This is a genomic window from Streptomyces sp. SID13726, from assembly GCF_010548375.1.
Lineage (GTDB): Bacteria > Actinomycetota > Actinomycetes > Streptomycetales > Streptomycetaceae > Streptomyces.
In genome coordinates this window covers 609,315-627,168 of record NZ_JAAGLY010000001.1, presented here as the reverse complement: position 1 = coordinate 627,168, position 17,854 = coordinate 609,315, and the positions used below count along the sequence as shown (strand labels likewise).

General features: G+C 70.1%; 14 protein-coding genes. 10 read left to right on the top strand and 4 right to left on the bottom strand.

All coding sequences use genetic code 11. From position 1 onward, the window contains the following. Window positions 1-81: 81 nt before the first annotated feature. Window positions 82-1,572, bottom strand: coding sequence for a cellulose-binding domain-containing protein (locus tag G3I78_RS02600; protein WP_164421062.1), 1,491 nt, complete (start codon window positions 1,570-1,572; stop codon window positions 82-84). A 297-nt stretch (window positions 1,573-1,869) separates the two neighbouring features. On the opposite strand from G3I78_RS02600, the gene G3I78_RS02595 reads away from it, so the two are divergent. Then, a complete protein-coding gene (locus G3I78_RS02595) occupies window positions 1,870-2,397 on the top strand; it encodes a hypothetical protein (protein ID WP_164421061.1) in 528 nt (175 codons plus the stop codon). A gap of 142 nt (window positions 2,398-2,539) precedes the next feature. On the opposite strand, the gene G3I78_RS02590 is transcribed toward G3I78_RS02595, so the two are convergent. The 3 genes from G3I78_RS02590 to G3I78_RS02580 form a co-directional block, all read right to left on the bottom strand. Continuing rightward, window positions 2,540-3,862 (bottom strand): radical SAM protein, encoded by a 1,323-nt coding sequence (locus G3I78_RS02590; protein WP_164421060.1) that lies wholly within the window; start codon window positions 3,860-3,862, stop codon window positions 2,540-2,542. Window positions 3,863-3,921: 59 nt separating this feature from the next. Continuing rightward, window positions 3,922-4,596, bottom strand: coding sequence for a pyridoxamine 5'-phosphate oxidase family protein (locus G3I78_RS02585; RefSeq protein WP_164421059.1), 675 nt, complete (start codon window positions 4,594-4,596; stop codon window positions 3,922-3,924). A gap of 100 nt (window positions 4,597-4,696) precedes the next feature. Beyond that, entirely contained in the window at window positions 4,697-5,704 is a 1,008-nt protein-coding gene (locus tag G3I78_RS02580) for a hydroxyacid dehydrogenase (RefSeq protein ID WP_164421058.1), read from the bottom strand. A gap of 109 nt (window positions 5,705-5,813) precedes the next feature. Between G3I78_RS02580 and G3I78_RS02575 the strand changes: the two genes are divergently transcribed. The 9 genes from G3I78_RS02575 to G3I78_RS02535 all read left to right on the top strand — a co-directional run bounded on the left by G3I78_RS02575 (window position 5,814) and on the right by G3I78_RS02535 (window position 17,645). Continuing rightward, entirely contained in the window at window positions 5,814-7,067 is a 1,254-nt protein-coding gene (locus tag G3I78_RS02575) for an FAD-binding protein (protein ID WP_164421057.1), read from the top strand. 116 nt (window positions 7,068-7,183) lie between these two features. Then, complete coding sequence (locus tag G3I78_RS02570; protein WP_164421056.1) at window positions 7,184-8,431, top strand: ROK family transcriptional regulator; 1,248 nt, start codon at window positions 7,184-7,186, stop codon at window positions 8,429-8,431. Between the two features lie 456 nt (window positions 8,432-8,887). Then, window positions 8,888-10,153 carry a sugar ABC transporter substrate-binding protein gene (locus tag G3I78_RS02565; RefSeq protein WP_164421055.1) on the top strand — a complete coding sequence of 422 codons (1,266 nt, stop codon included), beginning with the start codon at window positions 8,888-8,890 and terminating at the stop codon, window positions 10,151-10,153. Window positions 10,154-10,173: 20 nt separating this feature from the next. Beyond that, a complete protein-coding gene (locus G3I78_RS02560) occupies window positions 10,174-11,142 on the top strand; it encodes a sugar ABC transporter permease (protein WP_164421054.1) in 969 nt (322 codons plus the stop codon). Continuing rightward, window positions 11,139-12,008, top strand: coding sequence for a carbohydrate ABC transporter permease (locus G3I78_RS02555; RefSeq protein ID WP_164421053.1), 870 nt, complete (start codon window positions 11,139-11,141; stop codon window positions 12,006-12,008). The genes G3I78_RS02560 and G3I78_RS02555 overlap by 4 nt, the downstream gene beginning before the upstream one ends. Before the next feature lie 27 nt (window positions 12,009-12,035). Next, window positions 12,036-14,897 (top strand): glycoside hydrolase family 2 TIM barrel-domain containing protein, encoded by a 2,862-nt coding sequence (locus G3I78_RS02550; RefSeq protein ID WP_164421052.1) that lies wholly within the window; start codon window positions 12,036-12,038, stop codon window positions 14,895-14,897. Between the two features lie 141 nt (window positions 14,898-15,038). Further along, entirely contained in the window at window positions 15,039-16,034 is a 996-nt protein-coding gene (locus G3I78_RS02545; RefSeq protein WP_164421051.1) for an ATP-binding cassette domain-containing protein, read from the top strand. Window position 16,035: 1 nt separating this feature from the next. Next, window positions 16,036-16,839 (top strand): ABC-2 family transporter protein, encoded by an 804-nt coding sequence (locus tag G3I78_RS02540; RefSeq protein WP_164421050.1) that lies wholly within the window; start codon window positions 16,036-16,038, stop codon window positions 16,837-16,839. Between the two features lie 5 nt (window positions 16,840-16,844). Continuing rightward, the gene (locus G3I78_RS02535; RefSeq protein ID WP_164421049.1) at window positions 16,845-17,645 is read left to right on the top strand and encodes an ABC-2 family transporter protein; all 801 of its coding nucleotides are present in this window, start codon (window positions 16,845-16,847) and stop codon (window positions 17,643-17,645) included. The last annotated feature ends 209 nt before the right edge of the window (window positions 17,646-17,854 follow it).

The following is a 17,854-nucleotide window of genomic DNA, read 5'->3' as shown; positions in this document are numbered from 1 at the left end:
CCCCGCCTCCGCCCCGGCACGGTGGCGGGCCGAGGGTCGACTGTAGTCGCCCCGCCCGCCCGGCACCGAGCCCGTGGCGGCTCACGCGTCGGTGCAGCTGTGTCCGTTCAGCGAGAAGTCGTACGCCGGTGCGTTCTTGCCCTGCCAGGTGGCGAGGAAGCCGAGCGTGAGCGAACCGTCCGCGGGGACCGACTTGTTGTAGTCGGCGGCGGTGGCGCTGACCCGACCGCCGGACTGGGTGTAGTTCGCGTCCCACATCTGCGTCACCTTCTGGCCGTCCTTGAAGGACCAGGTGACCCGCCAGTCGGCGAGGGCCTCGGTGGTGGTGACGGTGACGGCGGCCTGGAAGCCGTCGGGCCACTGGTTGACGAGGTCGTAGCGGGCGGTGCACTGCGGTGCGGCGCTCTCGCTGGGCTCCGGTTCCTCGGCACCGCCGGAGGAGGTGCCCTGCGGCTCCGGGTCGGAGTTCGCCGGGGCGGAGGGGTCGGCGACGGCCGAGGTGCCGCCCGCGCCCGACGCGCCGCTGCGCTGGGGCTTCTCCGCGGAGGGCGGTCGCGAGGTCGCGGAGGGGGCGGCCGAGGTGGGGTTGGCCACCGGCTGCCCCTCGGTGGTGTTGCCGGGCTTGGCGGCACCGTCCTCCATGTCGGCGCCCGGCATCATCGAGACGGCGAGGGCCAGCAGGGAGACGAGCACGGCGGCGACGAGCAGTCCGTTGCGCACGACCTTCGCCTTGTGCGCGCCCGGGTCGGACGGACCGGACTCCAGGGCGGCCGGGCGCCCGGCGCCCAGACGCACCTCGGCCGCCCGGCGCCTGCGTTCCAGATAGGCGAGCCCGCCCCAGCCGATCACACCGCCGGCGAGGGCCGCGGGCAGCCCGCCGCCGTGCAGCCGCAGACAGGCGGCGGCCTCCGCGCACTGGACGCAGCGCGCGAGGTGCCGGGAGAGGTCGTCGGGGGTCTCGCCGCTGGTGGAGCGGGTGACGGCGTCCAGCAGCCGGGCATAGCTGCGGCACTGCGCGTCCATCGGCGAGTCGAGGTGGTTGCGGTGGCTGCGGTCCCTGAACAGGCCGCGCACCTGGGCGAGTTCGTCGCTGAGAGTGGCCGGGTCGAGGCCGAGCCTGCGGGCCACGACGGGCATCGGCAGCGCCTCCACCTCGGCCAGCCACAGCAGTTCGGCGTCGGCGGCCTGGAGGTCGCGGAGACCGCGGAGGGCGATCGGGCGCTGGAGCGGGGGGCCGGTGTAGCGGGACGCCTTGTCGGAGTTGAGCCACAGCCGCAGTTCGGGGTCGAGCCGGTGGCCGAGCCCTCGTATCTCCCAGTCCGCCGCGGTGGTGCGAACGGCGGTCAGCAGCAGGGGAATCCGGGGCAGTCGGACCGAGCGGCGGCCGGCGCCGCGCACGGCCGCCTCCGCGTCACGGGCCTCGCGCATCCCGAGGGAGAATGCCTCCGTGGCCAGTTCGGTGGCGGCGGCGGAGCCGGCCGTGCACAGATCGGCGTACGAGAGCACGGCGTCCCAGCACTCCGAGAACAGCGCGGCCTCGGCGGCGTTCTGGGGTGTCGGCAGGTCGGGCATGGGTCTCCTGCATCGAAAGCGAGGTCAACTCGCCATATTGGCAAAGGAGTTGGGGGGAACCTCGCGGCAGGACAGGAGCCTTTCACGTCTCCCACACAACTGACAAGCGCGCTATTCAAATCGGTTACCGAGGGTTCGGACCACTGACGCGCGGCTCACCCTCGCACTGCGTCACGGCCAGTTGTACGGATCGGAACCGGAAACGTATCAATCCGGCCCCATGAGAATCAGCCGTCACGTCAGCCGTCACGGAGAATAGGGTCTCGGGCCGGAGAAAGCACGACCTACGGGGGGATCATGTCGCGGCTTCTGGGACCGCTGGAACTCGTCGGGGACCGCTGGGTCATCGGGGACCCGAAGCGCGGGAAGGGCTCGTGCGTGGTGCTGACGCGCGCGGGCATGGAGCATCACGAACGCGGGGTGCCCGAGGCGCTCTCCACGGTGGCGTGGTCGGACGTCATCGCCCTGACGGTGAAGGCCGCCTCCCGCACCTGGCAGACCAGCCGCACCGGGGGCGTGGTGAACGCGCTCGGCGGCTACCACACGGAGGCGGGCCCGGAGGCCTGTGCGGTGGGGGCACACCTGCCCTTTCCCCGCGGCGGCTGGAAGGTGATCTACTCCCACCACCGACGCGCCTACACCTACCAGCACATGTTCCTGCTGGGCGACCTGTTCAAGAAGGCCGCCGAGGCGGAGGCGGCTCACCTCCTCGGCGACCCCGACTGGCTCGCCACGGCGGTCGCCGAACTGGCCCCGACCCCGGTCTGGGTCCCGCTGCCGGGCCGCAGGGTCACCGCGTTCCTCGCGTCCAACGGCGCCGGCTGACCCGAGCGGCACACGACATCGACTGACCCGCGCGGCACACGACGCCAGCTGACCCGAGCGGCACGCGGCGCCGACCGACCCGCACACCACCCGGCACGACTCCGGACCGCCACCGAGGCGCCCCGGAGTCCCGTTCCGCGGATCAGACCTCGGCCGGCTCCGGAGCCGCCGGCAGGCTGTCCATGAAGGAGCTCACCGAGAAGACCGCGCGACCCGGTCCGGGCGGGCCGTAGCCGGGAGGCGAGGAGAGGCCGAAGTCCTCCATGGTCTGGCGGTAGGCCTGGAGGAGCCGGATGTGGTACTCCAGCGGCGCGCCCTGCGGGTTGGCCTTGCCGAGCGGGGTCGTCGGCTCGGGGCACCACGTGGTGAAGCGGGGCGTGATGCCGTGCGACATGAAGAACCGCAGGCCCTCGGTGGTCGACTCGATCGCCTCGTCGACCGTCTTGAACCCGAAGGGCTCCGCCATCTCGACGCCCGCGACGAAGTTGGGGATCACATTGCGCGCGCCGAAGACGTCCGCGGAGTCCAGGATCCGCTTGTGCCACTCGTCCCGGCCGACGTACCGCTCCTTGCCCGGGCAGTACATCTTGAAGAGGTACTCGTCCCACACCTCGTAGTTGGGGTGGTAGATCTGCACGCCGTAGTCCTTGAACCGCTGCACGTCGTCCTTCGGCAGCGCCTGCGCCACGACCTTGCCGATCCAGCGGTCCGGGAAGTGCTCCTCGATGGCCTTGGCGTACATGCCGTAGAAGTCGGCCTCGTCGCGCCCCTGGAGCCGGGAGGTGATGGCGCCGCCGGTCAGCGTGTAGGCGGTGGAGGTCTTCGCCGTGTCGTACCGGTCGATGATCTCCAGCGCCTCCAGGACCTCGTCGACGTCCTTCACACCGGTGTACGGCCGCCCGGCCGCCTTGTGCTGGCGCCAGTTGTGGTTGATGTCGCAGTACTGGCACTCCTCCTTGGCGCCGAAGTACTGGCACACCCGGAAGACGGTCAGATAGATCAGGTAGCCCCACTGGATGGTCGGGGCGACCTCCATGACGGACTTCCCGTTGGAGAGCTTGTGCCGGTAGTACTCCGGCATCGGCGGCACACCCACGTCGGAGATCCGCTTGCCGTCGAGGTAGAGCCCGAGCACGCCCTCGTCGTCGGCGGCGACCCGGTACGGCGAGGTGGGGTTGACCCGCACCGACACGACGGTCCTGCGCAGGTCGTAGGGCCCGCCGGTGAGGATGATCTCCTCCGGCGGCCGGCGCAGCGCGGCCTCGCCCAGCTCCGGCAGGGTGCCGTGGTCGAAGGAGAAGATGAAGTACGACTTCGGCTTCACCTCACCCGACTCGTTGTCGCTGAGGGCGGACGGGTCGAAGGCCACGCCACCTCGCAGCAGGTCCTCCTTGAAGACGGCTTCCCTCGGAACGTGCGGGAACCGCTCCATCAGATCCTCGACCAGCGCGGTACGGCTGCCCATCCCGTTGTCTCCTCCCGGTTCGGACGTACGACTCCTCACGTTATGCCCTCGCTCCGACATCACCCGTGCCGGGTCCCCTCACGACGTGCGATATGCGGCGGTATGGGAGTTTCCGAGGGCAGCATCGGGTCGGGAACGGGCGCGCCCCACACCGAGGTGAGCGGAAGCACACCCGCCCACAGCCCCAGCTCGGCGTCGGGTCCGTCCCCGTCGTCGGGCGCGCCGGTGCGGATCTTGACGGACGCCTCGTCGAGGCCGAGGGCGAGCAGCGTGGTGGCCGCGAGTTCCTTCCGGCTCGGTTGCCGGGCGTACGACCACTGCCCGGGCGTCGCGTGTTCGGTGAGCAGACGCAGGCCCGCCAGCTTCTCCTCGGGGTCGGTCACCTTGCGGGCGGTGCCGTGGATCATGGCGCTGCGGTAGTTGACGCCGTGCTCGAAGACGGACCGGGCGAGCACAAGGCCGTCGACGTGGGTGACGGTGACGCACACGCGCGTACCGCCCGCCAGACTGCGGCTGGCCACCGAGCCGTGCAGATAGAGCAGCCGTTCGTCCCGCCCGTACACCGTCGGCACGACCACCGGCCGCCCCTCGATCACGACCCCGAGATGGCAGACGAATCCGGCGTCGAGGATCGCCTCCAGGTCGGCGCGGTCCAGGCTGCCCTGGTCACGCAGCCGCCGGTGCCGGGTGAGCTCGGTCTCGGGAAGGGCGGCGGGGAGCGGTTCGGACGTCATGCCCAGGGAGGCTACCCACCGGCTTCCGACCCGGAGAGACCCACCGGTCGCCCCCCGGAAAGCCCGCCCACCGGTCACCCCCGGAAAGCCCACCCACCCCTCAGGCCCCGCGCTCCAACGCCTCGAACGCCACCGGATGCGCCACCGCTCCCCCGGCCACCACCCGCTCCGCCTCCACCACGACGGCCAGCCCCAGCCGCGCCAGCTCGTTGCCCTGCGACCCCGCGAGGTGCGGGGTGACGAAGGCGCCCGGGAGGTCGTGGAGCGGCGAGTCGGCGGGCAGCGGCTCCGGGTCGGTGACGTCGAGGACCGCGGTGAGCCGGCCGGTGCGTAGCTCGTCCACGAGGGCGTCGGTGTCGACGAGTCCTCCGCGCGCGGTGTTGACCAGCACCGCCCCGTCCGGCATCAGGGCGAGCTCGCGGCGGCCGATCAGATGCCGGGTCTCGGGGGTCTCCGGGGCGTGCACCGTCACGATCTCGGAGGTGCGCAGGAGGTCGTCCAGCTCCACCAGGGGCACGCCGAGGGCGGCGGCCCCCGCCTCGTCGACGTACGGGTCGGTCAGGCTCACCGCGAGGTCGAACGGCCGCAGCAGTTCGATCACCTTGCGCCCGATCCGGGACGCCCCGATCACCCCGACCCGCCGTCCGTGGTTGCCGATGCCCGGCACGATCCCCCAGCCGGGAAAGGCCCGCTCGCTCCGCATCCGCTCCCGGCGCACGAAGACGTCCTTGCCGGCGAGGAGGATCATGGCGAGCGTGTACTCGGCGACGGGCAGTGCGTTGGCCTCGGCGGCCGACGAGACGGCGATGCCGCGCCGCCAGATCTCGGGCGTGGCGAAGCCCTTGACCGAGCCGGCCGAGTGCAGGACGGCCCGGAGTTTCGGGGCCCGGTCGAGGACGGCCGCGTCCAGGCGGGGGCAGCCCCAGCCGGTCACGAGGATCTCGGTGCGGGCCAGGACGTCCGCGAGCGCCGGGTCGGCGAGGTCCTCGGCGGCGAGCGCGGGGTCGATGTCCACCAGCTCCCGCAGCCGCGCCAGCACCTCGGAGGGGAAGACGAGCGGCACGTTCTCGGCGGTCATGGCGAACAGCGCCTGGGGTCGCTCGGTCAAGGTGATGGTCCTCCAGACCGTCCGGAAAGGTTGTAGAAACCGCTCTCTACGGTAGGCCCCGGCAAATGAGAGGGTCAACGTATACGCACTCCTGGGAGGAACGACGGACATGTCGGAGACGATCACCAACTGGGCGGGGAACATCACCTACTCCGCCAAGGAGCTGCACCGCCCGCACTCGCTCGACCGGACCGCCGCGCTGGTCGCGAGCAGCTCCCGGGTGCGGGTGCTGGGCAGCGGGCACTCCTTCAACGAGATCGCCGAGCCGGGCCCGGAGGGCGTCCTGCTGTCGATCGCCGACCTGCCGCCGGTGCTCGACGTGGACACCGAGGCCCGTACGGTACGGGTCTCCGGCGGCGTCCGGTACGCCGAACTCGCCCGCGCGGTGCACGCCCGCGGCCTCGCGCTGCCCAACATGGCCTCCCTGCCGCACATCTCGGTGGCCGGGTCGGTCGCGACCGGCACCCACGGCTCGGGCGTCGGCAACGGCCCGCTGGCGTCGGCCGTGCGCGAGGTGGAGCTGATCACGGCGGACGGCTCCACGCTGACCATCGGCCGGGGCGACCCGCGCTTCGGCGGCGCGGTCACCTCGCTGGGAGCCCTGGGGGTCGTCACCGCGCTCACCCTGGACCTGGTCCCGGCCTTCGACGTGGAGCAGTACGTCTTCACCGAACTCCCGCTCACAGGAATGGACTTGGCATCCTTCGAGACGGTCATGTCGGCGGCGTACAGCGTCAGCCTCTTCACCGACTGGCGGGCGCCGGGCTTCCGGCAGGTGTGGGTCAAGCGGCGCACGGACCAGCCGCTCGCCGACTTCCCGTGGGCCGCGCCCGCCACCGAGAAGATGCACCCGGTGCCGGGGATGCCGGCGGTCAACTGCACCGAGCAGTTCGGGGTTCCGGGGCCCTGGCACGACCGACTCCCGCACTTCCGGGCCGAGTTCACGCCGAGCAGCGGGGCGGAGCTCCAGTCGGAGTACCTGCTGCCGCGCGCGTACGCCGTCGAGGCGCTGCACGCGGTGGACGGCATCCGGGAGGCCGTCGAGGGGGTGCTCCAGATCTGCGAGGTGCGGACCATGACGGGCGACGAGCAGTGGCTGAGCCCCGCTCACGACCGGGACACCGTGGCGCTGCACTTCACGTGGATCGAGGACACCGCGGCCGTCCTTCCGGTGGTGCGGCGGCTGGAGAAGGCGCTGGACGCCTTCGACGCCCGGCCGCACTGGGGGAAGGTCTTCACCACGCCCGCGGAGGTGCTGCGCGAGCGCTATCCGCGGCTCGGTGACTTCCGGAAGCTGGCGCGTGAGCTGGACCCCGAGGCAAAATTCGCCAACGACTTCGTCCGGGCCGTACTCGCCGACTGACTTTATAAAGCCCCTTTCCTAACCCCTTGTACAAAGTCCCCCGCAGCCCATAGCCTTGCGCCGCGCCGGTGCCACTGTCGTCCCGGCCTGAGCTGAAGGGATGGGGGTCGGCCCTGGTGAAGCGCACATCACGCGACATCCGCACGGCGAACCGCTACGAAGTGCTGCGCCAGATCATCGCCGAGTCGCCCACCTCCCGGCAGGAGCTGGCGGCGGCCACCGGGCTGAGCCTGGCCACCGTCGCCACGCTCGTGGGCGAGCTGCTCGACCTCCGGATGATCACGGAGGTCGGGTTCGAGGAGTCGGCGGGCGGGCGCCCCCGGGGGCTCGTCGCCGTCAACGCCTCCGGGGGCGCGCTGATCGGCGTGGACATCGCGGAGACGTACGTCCACGTCGAGCTGTTCGACCTCGCACTGAACGTGCTGGCCCGCGCCGAGGAGGACGTCCGCCCCGGCGAGAGCCTCCCCGAGCAGGTGGTCGGCCATGTCGCCGCGGCCGTCGGCTCGGTGGTGACGCAGGCCGGGATCGAGGGCGCCCGGGTGCTGGGCGTCGGCGTGAGCGTGCCGGGGCAGGTGGACCGCGCGACCGGCATCTCGGAGTACGCGCCCAACTGGGACTGGCACGACGTGCCGCTGCTCGACCTGCTCTCCGAGTGCATCGCCTACCCGCTCTACCTGGACAACCCGCTGCGCGCCGGCGCGGTCGCCGAGCTCTGGTTCGGGGCCGCACGCGGGCGCGTGAACGCCGTGGTGGTCAACCTCGGCACCGGTGTCGGCGCCGGGCTGATCCTGGGCGGCGGACTGCACCGCGGGGTCTCCAACAGCGCGGGCGAGTGGGGCCACAACACGATCGTGCTGGACGGACGCCTGTGCCGGTGCGGCAACCACGGCTGCGTGGAGACGTACGTGGGAGCGCCCGGGATCATGCTGAACCTGCGGGAGCTGAGCCCCGAGAGCGAGCTGCTGCACCCGGGCGACCAGACGGCCACCATCGCCGCGCTGGCCCGGGGCATGGTCACCGAGGACCCGGTGGCGATCGAGGTCGTCCGGCACACCGCCCGTTATCTCGGCGCCTCCATCGCGCACCTGGTCAACCTGTTCAACCCCGAGGTGGTCGTGCTCAGCAGCTGGGTCGCGGCAGCCCTCGGCGAGCCCCTGGTCGCGGAGGTGCGCGAGGCCGTCGCCCGGCACGCGCTGCCCCGGCCGATGGCCGCCACCGAGATCGTCCTCTCCCCGATCCCCACGGACCCGGCCTGTCTGGGCGCGGCGACGTTCGCGCTCGAAGGGGCCCTGGAGTCGGTCGGACAGAGGTCTGCGGCCAAGCGGGCCACCCCCGCACGGAGCGCGACGCACAACCCCCGCTAGGAGCCCCGGACACCGCAGCACCTCCATGACGCCGGAAGGGACGCACGTGACTCACCCGAACCGCAGGAGATCGGCCCCGTCGACAGCCGCGTTCGCTGTCGCCGGACCCCTGATGTCCGCCACGGCGGCCGAGGTGTCCCCGCACGCCGCCCGGGCCGGCACGGAACGGCCCCGGCCGCCACGGCGGTCCCGGGCGCCCTCCGACCGGGTCCGGTCCAGGCAGTAACACGCAGTATCCACAAGGGGGTTGCGGCCGCTGGTGCGGCGGCCCGCGACCCCGGCACGTCCGGTATCCCGAACGTTGCACAACGCTTCGAGCAGACTTCGTCCAACCCCTTGCCGAAGCCTTAGCCGAAGGTTAACGTCCCCGCACCGCAAGTCGATTTGAGCCACCTGGCGCTGAGCCGCAGAGCCATGGCACAGAGCCGCAGCCGTATTCGAGACAAGGACGTCAGCATGTCGGCAATGAGCAGCAACAACTGGGACCGTCGAAACGTTCTGCGGGCCGCGATGGGCCTGGCCGCCGCCGGCGGACTGGCCGCGTGCGGCAGCAACAACGGACGTGGGGGCGGCTCCGGTTCGGGCACCGACCTGGTCCAGTACTTCCACGCCTACGGTGAGGCGGGCACGGAGCAGGCCATCAAGAAGTACGCGAAGGCGTACTCCAAGGCCAACGTCACCACCAACTGGATCACGGGCAGCAACTTCGAGGCGAAGCTCTTCGCGGCCCTGCTCACCAAGCAGGCGCCCGACGTCTTCGAGTTCCACCCGCAGATCCAGATGGTCAAGAGCGGCCAGGTGGCGGACCTGACCGACATCATCGACCCGGTCAAGGACGACTTCAACCCGGCCGACATCAAGTCGCACACGGTGGACGGGAAGATATACGGCGTCCGCATGATCGACGACCCGCAGTTCTTCTTCTACCGCAAGTCGATGCTGGAGAAGGCCAAGGTCGACGTCCCCACCACCCTCGACGAGCTGCTCGAGGCCGCTGAGAAGCTCACCACCAGCAAGGTCAAGGGCGTCTTCCTCGGCAATGACCTCACCCCGGCGATCAACCCGCTGATCTGGTCGGCCGGCGCCGACACCCTCACCGCCGACAACAAGCCCGCCTTCCACACGGACGCGGTCGTCGCCGGTATGAAGCAGCTGCGCCAGCTGTTCACCAGCGGCAACCTGCTGCTCGACGCCCCGGCCGACTACTGGGACCCGTCCGCGATCAACCAGGGCCTGTGCGCCATCCAGTTCTGCGGCATGTGGGCGATGCCCGCCATGCAGCAGGCGCTCGGCGACGACCTCGGCGTCTTCCCCTTCCCCAAGGTCGGCGACAACGGCAAGCAGTCGGTCTACAACGGCGGCTGGTCGATGTTCGTCAACGCCAAGGGCAAGAACGTCGACGCGGCCAAGGAGTACGTGAAGTGGCTGTGGATCGACCAGAAGCAGTACCAGGAGGACTGGGCCACCTCGTACGGCTTCCACATCCCGCCGCGCACCTCCATCGCCCAGTCCGCCACCAAGCTCAAGACGGGCCTGCCGGCCGAGGGCGTCAAGCTCTTCAACGAGTTCGGGCACTTCGACAACATCGGCTGGACGCAGGCGATGATCACCGCGCTGACCGACGCGTTCGCCAACAGCGTCCGTAAGAACGGCGACCCCGGTGCCGCGCTGAGCACCGCGGAGACGAAGGTCAACGCCGAGCTCAAGAAGCTCTTCGGTTAGGCCGACGGAGAAAACACGCCATGTCGACCACCACCACGCGCGGGGTCGCCCAGCCCGCCCCGGCCAAGGCCTCTCCGGCCCGGCCGCGGCGGGGCCTGCGGGGCAACCCGACCTTCAACTTCTGGCTCTTCACCGGACCGTTCCTCGTCGGCCTGGTGATCTTCGTCTTCGTGCCGATCTTCTGGAGCGTCTGGCTCAGCTTCTTCGACGCGCGCTTCACCGTCACGCCGAGCAAGTTCGTCGGCTTCGACAACTACAAGAGCATGCTGGAGAACTCCAACTTCACCGGTTCGCTGGTGACGTTCACGGTGTTCGCCGCGCTCATCGTGCCGCTCACCTGGGCCATGTCCCTGGGCCTGGCACTGCTGGTACACCGGCTGCGCTTCATGCGGGCGTTCTTCCGCTCGGTGTTCTTCCTGCCCACCGCCGTGTCGTACGTCGCCGCCGCGCTGATCTGGAAGATGTCCATCTTCACCGGCGTCCGCTTCGGCCTGATGAACACGGTGCTCGGCTGGTTCGGCGTCGAGAACATCGCCTATCTGTCCGACCCGAACCCGCCCTGGTACTGGCTGGTCATCGTGACCGTACGCCTGTGGCTCCAGGCCGGCTTCTACATGATCCTGTTCCTGGCCGCGCTCCAGAACATCCCGGGCGAGCTGTACGAGGCGGCCGCGATCGACGGCGCCAAGCCCGGCTGGCAGACCTTCCGCTACATCACCCTGCCCCAGCTGCGCGCCACCTCGACCGCGGTGATCCTGCTGCTGCTCATCGCCGCCTACCAGGCGTTCGACGAGTTCTTCAACATCATCTCGACCAAGGCGACCTGGGGCCAGACCCCGCTGATGGTCCTGTACAAGACCGCCCTCGGCGAGAACCAGGACTACGGCGCCGGCAGCGCGGGCGCCGTCATCCTCACGGTGCTGATCTGCGCCGTCACGCTCCTCCAGGGCAAGTTCATGGGCTTCGGAAGGGGGGAGGAATCCAAGTGACCACCACCGCACCTCAGGTGGGCAAGGACCAGCGCAAGAAGCGCGGAAGCGTCCTCGGCAGCACGGGCCTCTACGTCGCCGTCAGCATCGCCGCCCTGCTCTTCCTGCTCCCCTTCTACCTGATCGTCCGCAATGCCCTGTCCACGGACCCGGAGATCACGGGCGAGACCTGGAAGCTGCTGCCCTCCTTCCAGTGGGGCAACATCAGCGAGCTGTTCAACGACCCGACGGTCGACTTCGCCAAGTCCATGTGGAACTCGACGGTGATCGCCGTCTCCATGACCGTCGGCATCCTGCTCATCTGCTCGCTCGCCGGCTACGGCCTCGCCCGTATCCCGTACAAGCACGCCAACAAGGTCTTCTACCTGGTCCTGGCCACCCTGATGGTCCCGACGGCCGTGACCTTCGTGCCCAGCTTCGTGCTGGTCTCGTCCCTGGGCTGGATCGACACCTACCGCGGTCTGATCATCCCGGGCCTGTTCAGCGGCTTCACCTGCTTCCTGTTCCGGCAGTACTTCCTCGGGTTCCCGAAGGAGCTGGAGGAGGCGGCCCGCGTGGACGGACTCGGATACTGGGGCGCATACTGGCGAATCGTGGTACCCAACTCGTTGAACTTCTTCGCGGCGATGGCCACGATCACGTTCATCAGCGGGTGGAACGCCTTCCTGTGGCCGTTGGTCATCGGCCAGGACCCCAGCTCCTGGACCGTCCAGGTCGCACTGTCCTCGTTCATGACCAACCAGACCGTCAACTTCCACCTGATCTTCATGGCCACCGCCATTTCCATCCTGCCCCTGGTGTTCGTGTTCCTCTTCCTCCAGCGCTGGCTGGTCCAGGGAATCGCGCAGACCGGCATCAAGGGCTGACACCTCTCTCTCAGGACCTGGAGACCGATGTCTTTCCGCACCACCAGCGCGTTCGACTACGTCGAGGACGTCTCACCCGGCAGCGGGGCCCTCCCGCCCCGCGCCTGGTACGCGTCCTCGGACGCGAAGGCCCTGTCCCTCGACGGCACCTGGCGCTTCCGGCTGTCGGCGACCGCCGACGCCGAGGACGACTCCTTCGCCGAGGAGGGATTCGACGCCGCCGGCTGGGCCGAGGTCGCGGTCCCCGGGCACTGGGTCCTCCAGGGCAACGGCGCCTTCGGGCTGCCCATCTACACCAACCACCTCTACCCGTTCCCGGTGGACCCGCCGCACGTGCCGACGGAGAACCCGACCGGCGACCACCTGCGGGTCTTCGACCTCCCCGAGGACTGGCCCGCGGACGGCGGCGCCGTCGTCCGCTTCGACGGCGTCGAGTCCTGCGCCCGCGTCTGGCTCAACGGCACGGACCTCGGCGAGTTCAAGGGCTCCCGGCTCGCGCACGAGTTCGCCGTAGGGCAGCTGCTGAAGCCCAAGGGCAACGTCCTCGCGGTCCGGGTGCACCAGTGGTCGGCCGGCTCCTACCTGGAGGACCAGGACCAGTGGTGGCTGCCGGGCATCTTCCGTGAGGTGACGCTGCTGCACCGCCCCGCGGGCAGCGCGCTGGACTTCTTCGTGCACGCCTCCTACGACCACCTCTCCGGCGAGGGCACCCTGCGCGTCGACTCCGACGTCGACGGGCGGGTGCTCGTGCCCGCGCTCGACATCGATGTCGCGACCGGCGAGTCCGTGACGGCCCTGGTGGCTCCCTGGAGCGCCGAGAGCCCCCGGCTCTACGACGGCGAGCTGGTCACCGAGGGCGAGCGGATCCCGCTGCGCGTCGGTTTCCGTACGATCGCGCTCGAGGACGGCCTGATCAAGGTCAACGGCAAGGCGATCCTGTTCAAGGGCGTCAACCGGCACGAGTGGCACCCGGAGAAGGGCCGCACGCTCGACCTCGCGACCATGCGCGAGGACGTGCTGCTGATGAAGCGGCACAACCTCAACGCGGTCCGCACCTCGCACTACCCGCCGCACCCGGCCTTCCTCGACCTGTGCGACGAGTACGGCCTGTGGGTCATCGACGAGTGCGACCTGGAGACCCACGGCTTCACCGAGCAGGACTGGCGGGACAACCCCGTCGACGACGAGCGCTGGACCCCGGCCCTCCTGGACCGCGCGGCCCGCATGGTCGAGCGGGACAAGAACCACCCCTCGATCGTCTTCTGGTCGCTGGGCAACGAGGCCGGCACCGGCCGCGGCCTCACCGCCATGGCCGAGTGGATCCACGGCCGCGACCCCGAGCGGCTCGTGCACTACGAGGGCGACTGGAACTGCCGGGACACCGACGTCTACTCGCGGATGTACGCCTTCCACGACGAGGTCGAGCAGATCGGCAAGGGCCTCGACGGGGGTCCGCTGGCCCGCCGCGAGCTGCCCTTCATCCAGTGCGAGTACGGCCACGCCATGGGCAACGGCCCCGGCGGCATCGGCGACTACCAGGACATCTTCGAGAAGTACGACCGTCTCCAGGGCGGCTTCATCTGGGAGTGGATCGACCACGGCGTCCAGCACGCCGAGCTGGGCTACGCCTACGGCGGCGACTTCGGCGAGGAGCTGCACGACGGCAACTTCGTCTGCGACGGCCTGATCTTCCCGGACCGCACGCCCTCCCCCGGCCTGATCGAGTACAAGAAGGTCATCGAGCCCGTCCGCATCGACGGCGCCGACGGCACCGTACGCGTGACCAACAAGTACGACTTCGCGGACCTGTCCGAGCTCGCGTTCGAGTGGGCGTACCAGGTGGACGGCGAGACGATCGAGGCGGGCACGCTGGCGGTGCCGCCGCTGGCGCCCGGCGAGTCGGCGGAGCTGAAGCTGCCGGAGCCGCCGGCCCATGAGGGCGCGGAGGCGCAGTGGACCGTACGGGCGCTGCTGGCGTCCGACACGGCCTGGGCGCCGAAGGACCACGTCGTCGCGTGGGGACAGCTCCCGGCCTCTTCGGGTGTACGGCCCTCCGTGGCGCCCACCGAGCGGCCCGTGCCCGGCGAGAAGCTGATCACCCTCGGCCCGGCGTCCTTCGACGCGCGGACCGGTGCGCTCAGGACCGTCGGCGGGGTCGCCGTCGAGAGTCCGCGGCTGGACGTGTGGCGGGCGACGACCGACAACGACGAGGGCGAGTGGAACGGCGGGACCTGCTACAGCAAGCTGTGGCGGACCCTCGGTCTGCACCGGATGCATCACCGGCTGGACTCGGTGGAGCTGGGCGAGGACGCGCTGACCGTCCGGACCCGGGTGGCGCCCGCCGCCCGCGAGGTCGGCCTGGCGACCGTCTACCGCTGGACCTCGGACGGCTCGCGGCTGCGCCTGACGGTGTCCGTGAGCCCCGAGGGCAAGTGGACGCAGCCGCTGCCGCGGCTCGGCGTCCGGCTCGGCCTGCCCGAGGCGGACCAGGTGCGGTGGTTCGGCGGCGGTCCCGGCGAGGCCTACCCGGACACCCGGCGGGCGTCCATGGTGGGGCGCTGGGAAGCGACCGTGGACGAGTTGCAGACGCCGTATCTGCGCCCGCAGGAGAACGGCGCCCGCGCCGACGTCCGCTGGGTGGAGCTGGGCGGTCTGCGGATCGAGGGCGACCCGGAGTTCTCCTTCGCCGCCCGGCGGTGGACGACCGAGCAGCTGGACGCGGCGGCGCATCTGACGGATCTCGAGGCCGGGGACACGGTGTGGGTGAACCTCGACCACGGCCACCACGGCGTCGGCTCGCAGTCCTGCGGTCCCGGCCCGCTCCCGCAGTACCACCTGTCGGCCGAGCCGGCGGAGTTCTCGTTCGTCTTCTCGGTGCTCCCCCGGTGATCGATTAGTCCAACCCCGGAGGCGATTAATCCATTGCCTGATTGATCGACATTCTGGGACGGTCATGGTGTACCCGCGGCCGGTCGGCCCTGCACAAGCCGACCGGCCGTAACTCTTGTTCACCGCAAGGGAGTTCACAGCGTGACCGGAAGCATCGAGGTACGCGGCCTGTCCCGCACCTTCCACACCACCGTCCGTCGGCCCGGGCTCGCGGGCACCCTGCGCTCCCTGGTCAATCCGGAGCGGGTCGCCAAGCACGCCGTCGCGGACATCACCTTCGACGTGGCGCCGGGCGAACTCCTCGCCCTGCTCGGCCCGAACGGCGCCGGCAAGTCCACCACCATCAAGATGCTCACCGGCATCCTCACGCCCACCTCCGGCGAGGCCCGGGTGGCGGGCGTGGTGCCGTACCGGGAACGCGAGCGCAACGCCCGTAACATCGGCGCGGTCTTCGGCCAGCGCACCCAGCTGTGGTGGGACCTGCCGGTGCGCGAGTCGTTCTCGATCCTCAGGGACATCTACGAGGTGCCGAAGGCCGAACACGCGGCCCGGCTGGCGGAGTTCGACACCATCCTGGAGCTGTCCACGTTCTGGGACACCCGGGTCCGCCACCTCTCGCTCGGCCAGCGGGTGCGCTGCGATCTCGCCGCCGCGCTGCTGCACGACCCGCCGGTCGTCTTCCTCGACGAGCCCACCATCGGCATGGACGTGGTGGTCAAGGAGCAGGTGCGGGAGTTCCTGCGCCACCAGGTCGAGGAGCGCGGCCGTACGGTCCTGCTGACCACCCACGACATGACCGAGGTGGAGCGGCTCGCCGAGCGGGTCGTCCTCATCAACCACGGCAGGCTCGTCCTGGACGGCAGCCTGGACGAGATCCGCCGCAAGTTCGGCTCGACCTGGCAGGTCCGGGCGACACTGGCCGACGCGCACACGGAGATCTCGCCGCTGCCCGGGATCGCCGTACTGAAGAAGGACGGACCGCAGGTGGTCTTCGGGCCCGACGGACCCGACTCCCCCACCGTGCACCAGGCGCTGAAGGCGGTCATCGAGCGGTACGAGGTGACGGGCGTCGCCATCGACGAGGCCGACCTCGAAGACGTGATGCGGGCGGCCTACGTGCACGCCGAGGCGGTCTGACATGGCCGTCCTGCACGCCTGGCGCGCCGCGCGCGTCACCCCGCTCGGCGAGCTGCACGCGCCACCCCGGATGACCGCCGTACTGCTCCGCCTGGTCGTCCAGGTGGTGCTGGTGGCCTCCCTGTGGCACGGGCTGTACGCACACACCGGCACCACCGCGGGCCTCGCCGAGGGGCAGGCGGTCACGTACGCCGTGCTGGCCGTACTCGCTTCCCGGCTGCGGGAGTTGGACCAGTACGCGGGCCGGGACACGGTGCTCCAGCACATGCACTTCGGCACGATCGTCTACTGGTACCTGCGCCCGCTGCCGCCACAGCGCTACCACGCGCTGCGCGCGCTCGGGGAGCAGGTGTACGGGTTCGCGTGGGCGCTCGGCGGCTATCTGGTCTGCCTGGCGGCCGGGGTGGTGGACCCGCCCAAGTCGGCGGCCGTGGCGGGGGTGTTCGCGCTGAGTCTGCTGCTGGGCCAGTGCGTCCTGTACTTCGTGCTGCTGACGCTGGACCAGCTGTGCTTCTGGACGGTCCGCAACAACGCGGCGATGCTGATCCTGATCTTCGCGCAGAACCTGCTGTCGGGTGTGTACGCGCCGCTGTGGTTCTTCCCTGACTGGTTCATCACGCTGAGCGGATTCCTGCCGTTCCAGGCCACGTTGAGCGTGCCGCTGTCGATCTACATCGGCCGCATTCCGCTGTCGGACGCGGCCGCGCAACTGGCGCTGCAAGCCTTCTGGGTCGTGGCGCTCGCCCTGTTCACCCGTTTCCTGTGGCGGCGTGCCGCCCGCCGTGTCATCTCCCAGGGAGGCTGAGGCCGATGAACGCCGTCCGGATCGCGTGGCGTGTCACGCGTCTCAACTTCCGTGCGCAGCTGGAGTACCGGACCGAGTTCCTGCTGATGATCGCGATCGGGGCGATCTGGCAGGTGTCGGTGATCGTGTTCGCCACGGTCCTGCTGACCCGGTTCACCGGGATGGGCGGCTGGGACAGCTCCGAGGTCCTGCTGATCCCGGCGACCCGGATGCTGGCGCACGGCCTGTTCGTCCTGCTGCTGGGCCGCGTCCACGGCGCGGGCCGCCAGATCCAGGAGGGCAGGATCGACATCTACCTGACCCGCCCGATGCCGGTGTACCGCCAGCTCCAGCTGGAGTTCTTCCCCACCAACGCGATCGGCGACCTCACGGTCGCGGTCGGCCTGATGGTCGGCGCCCTGAGCCGCAGCCAGCTCGACTGGACACCGGGCCGCGTCTCCTACCTCATCGCGGCGATCATCGGCGGCATGTTCCTGGAGGCGGCCCTCTTCACAGCGATCACCTGCGCGGCCCTCCGCTTCCCGGCCGCGGACTACTGGAGCCGCTGGCTGGAAGAACTCCTCGGCACCTTCGGCAGCTACCCCCTGAACGTCCTCCCCAAGGCAGTAGGCAGCCTCCTCACCTTCGGCCTCCCCCTCGCCTTCGTCGCCTACTTCCCAGCAGCGGTCCTGACGGGCCACGGCCACGACACGGGGGTTCCTTATTGGCTGGCGGCGGTTTCGCCGGTGTTGGGGGTGGTGGCGTATGTGGGGGCGCGGGGGTTGTGGAAGTGGAGTCTTCGGCATTATTCGGGGGTCAATGGGTGAGATCAGGAGCCTTCTTCTACGCCTGGTCGTCTTCGGGGCGCTGTGCGCGACACCGGTGGTGCTGGCCAGGACGGGCATCTGGGACTCGCCGGTTCTGGGCGTGCTGACCGTGGCGGGGGTCTTGGGGTTTGTGCTGATGGCCTACAGGTTTCCGTTCGCTTTTCTCTCGTTGCGCAGGTGCGCGAGGGTGCTGGCGGAATATCCGCTCG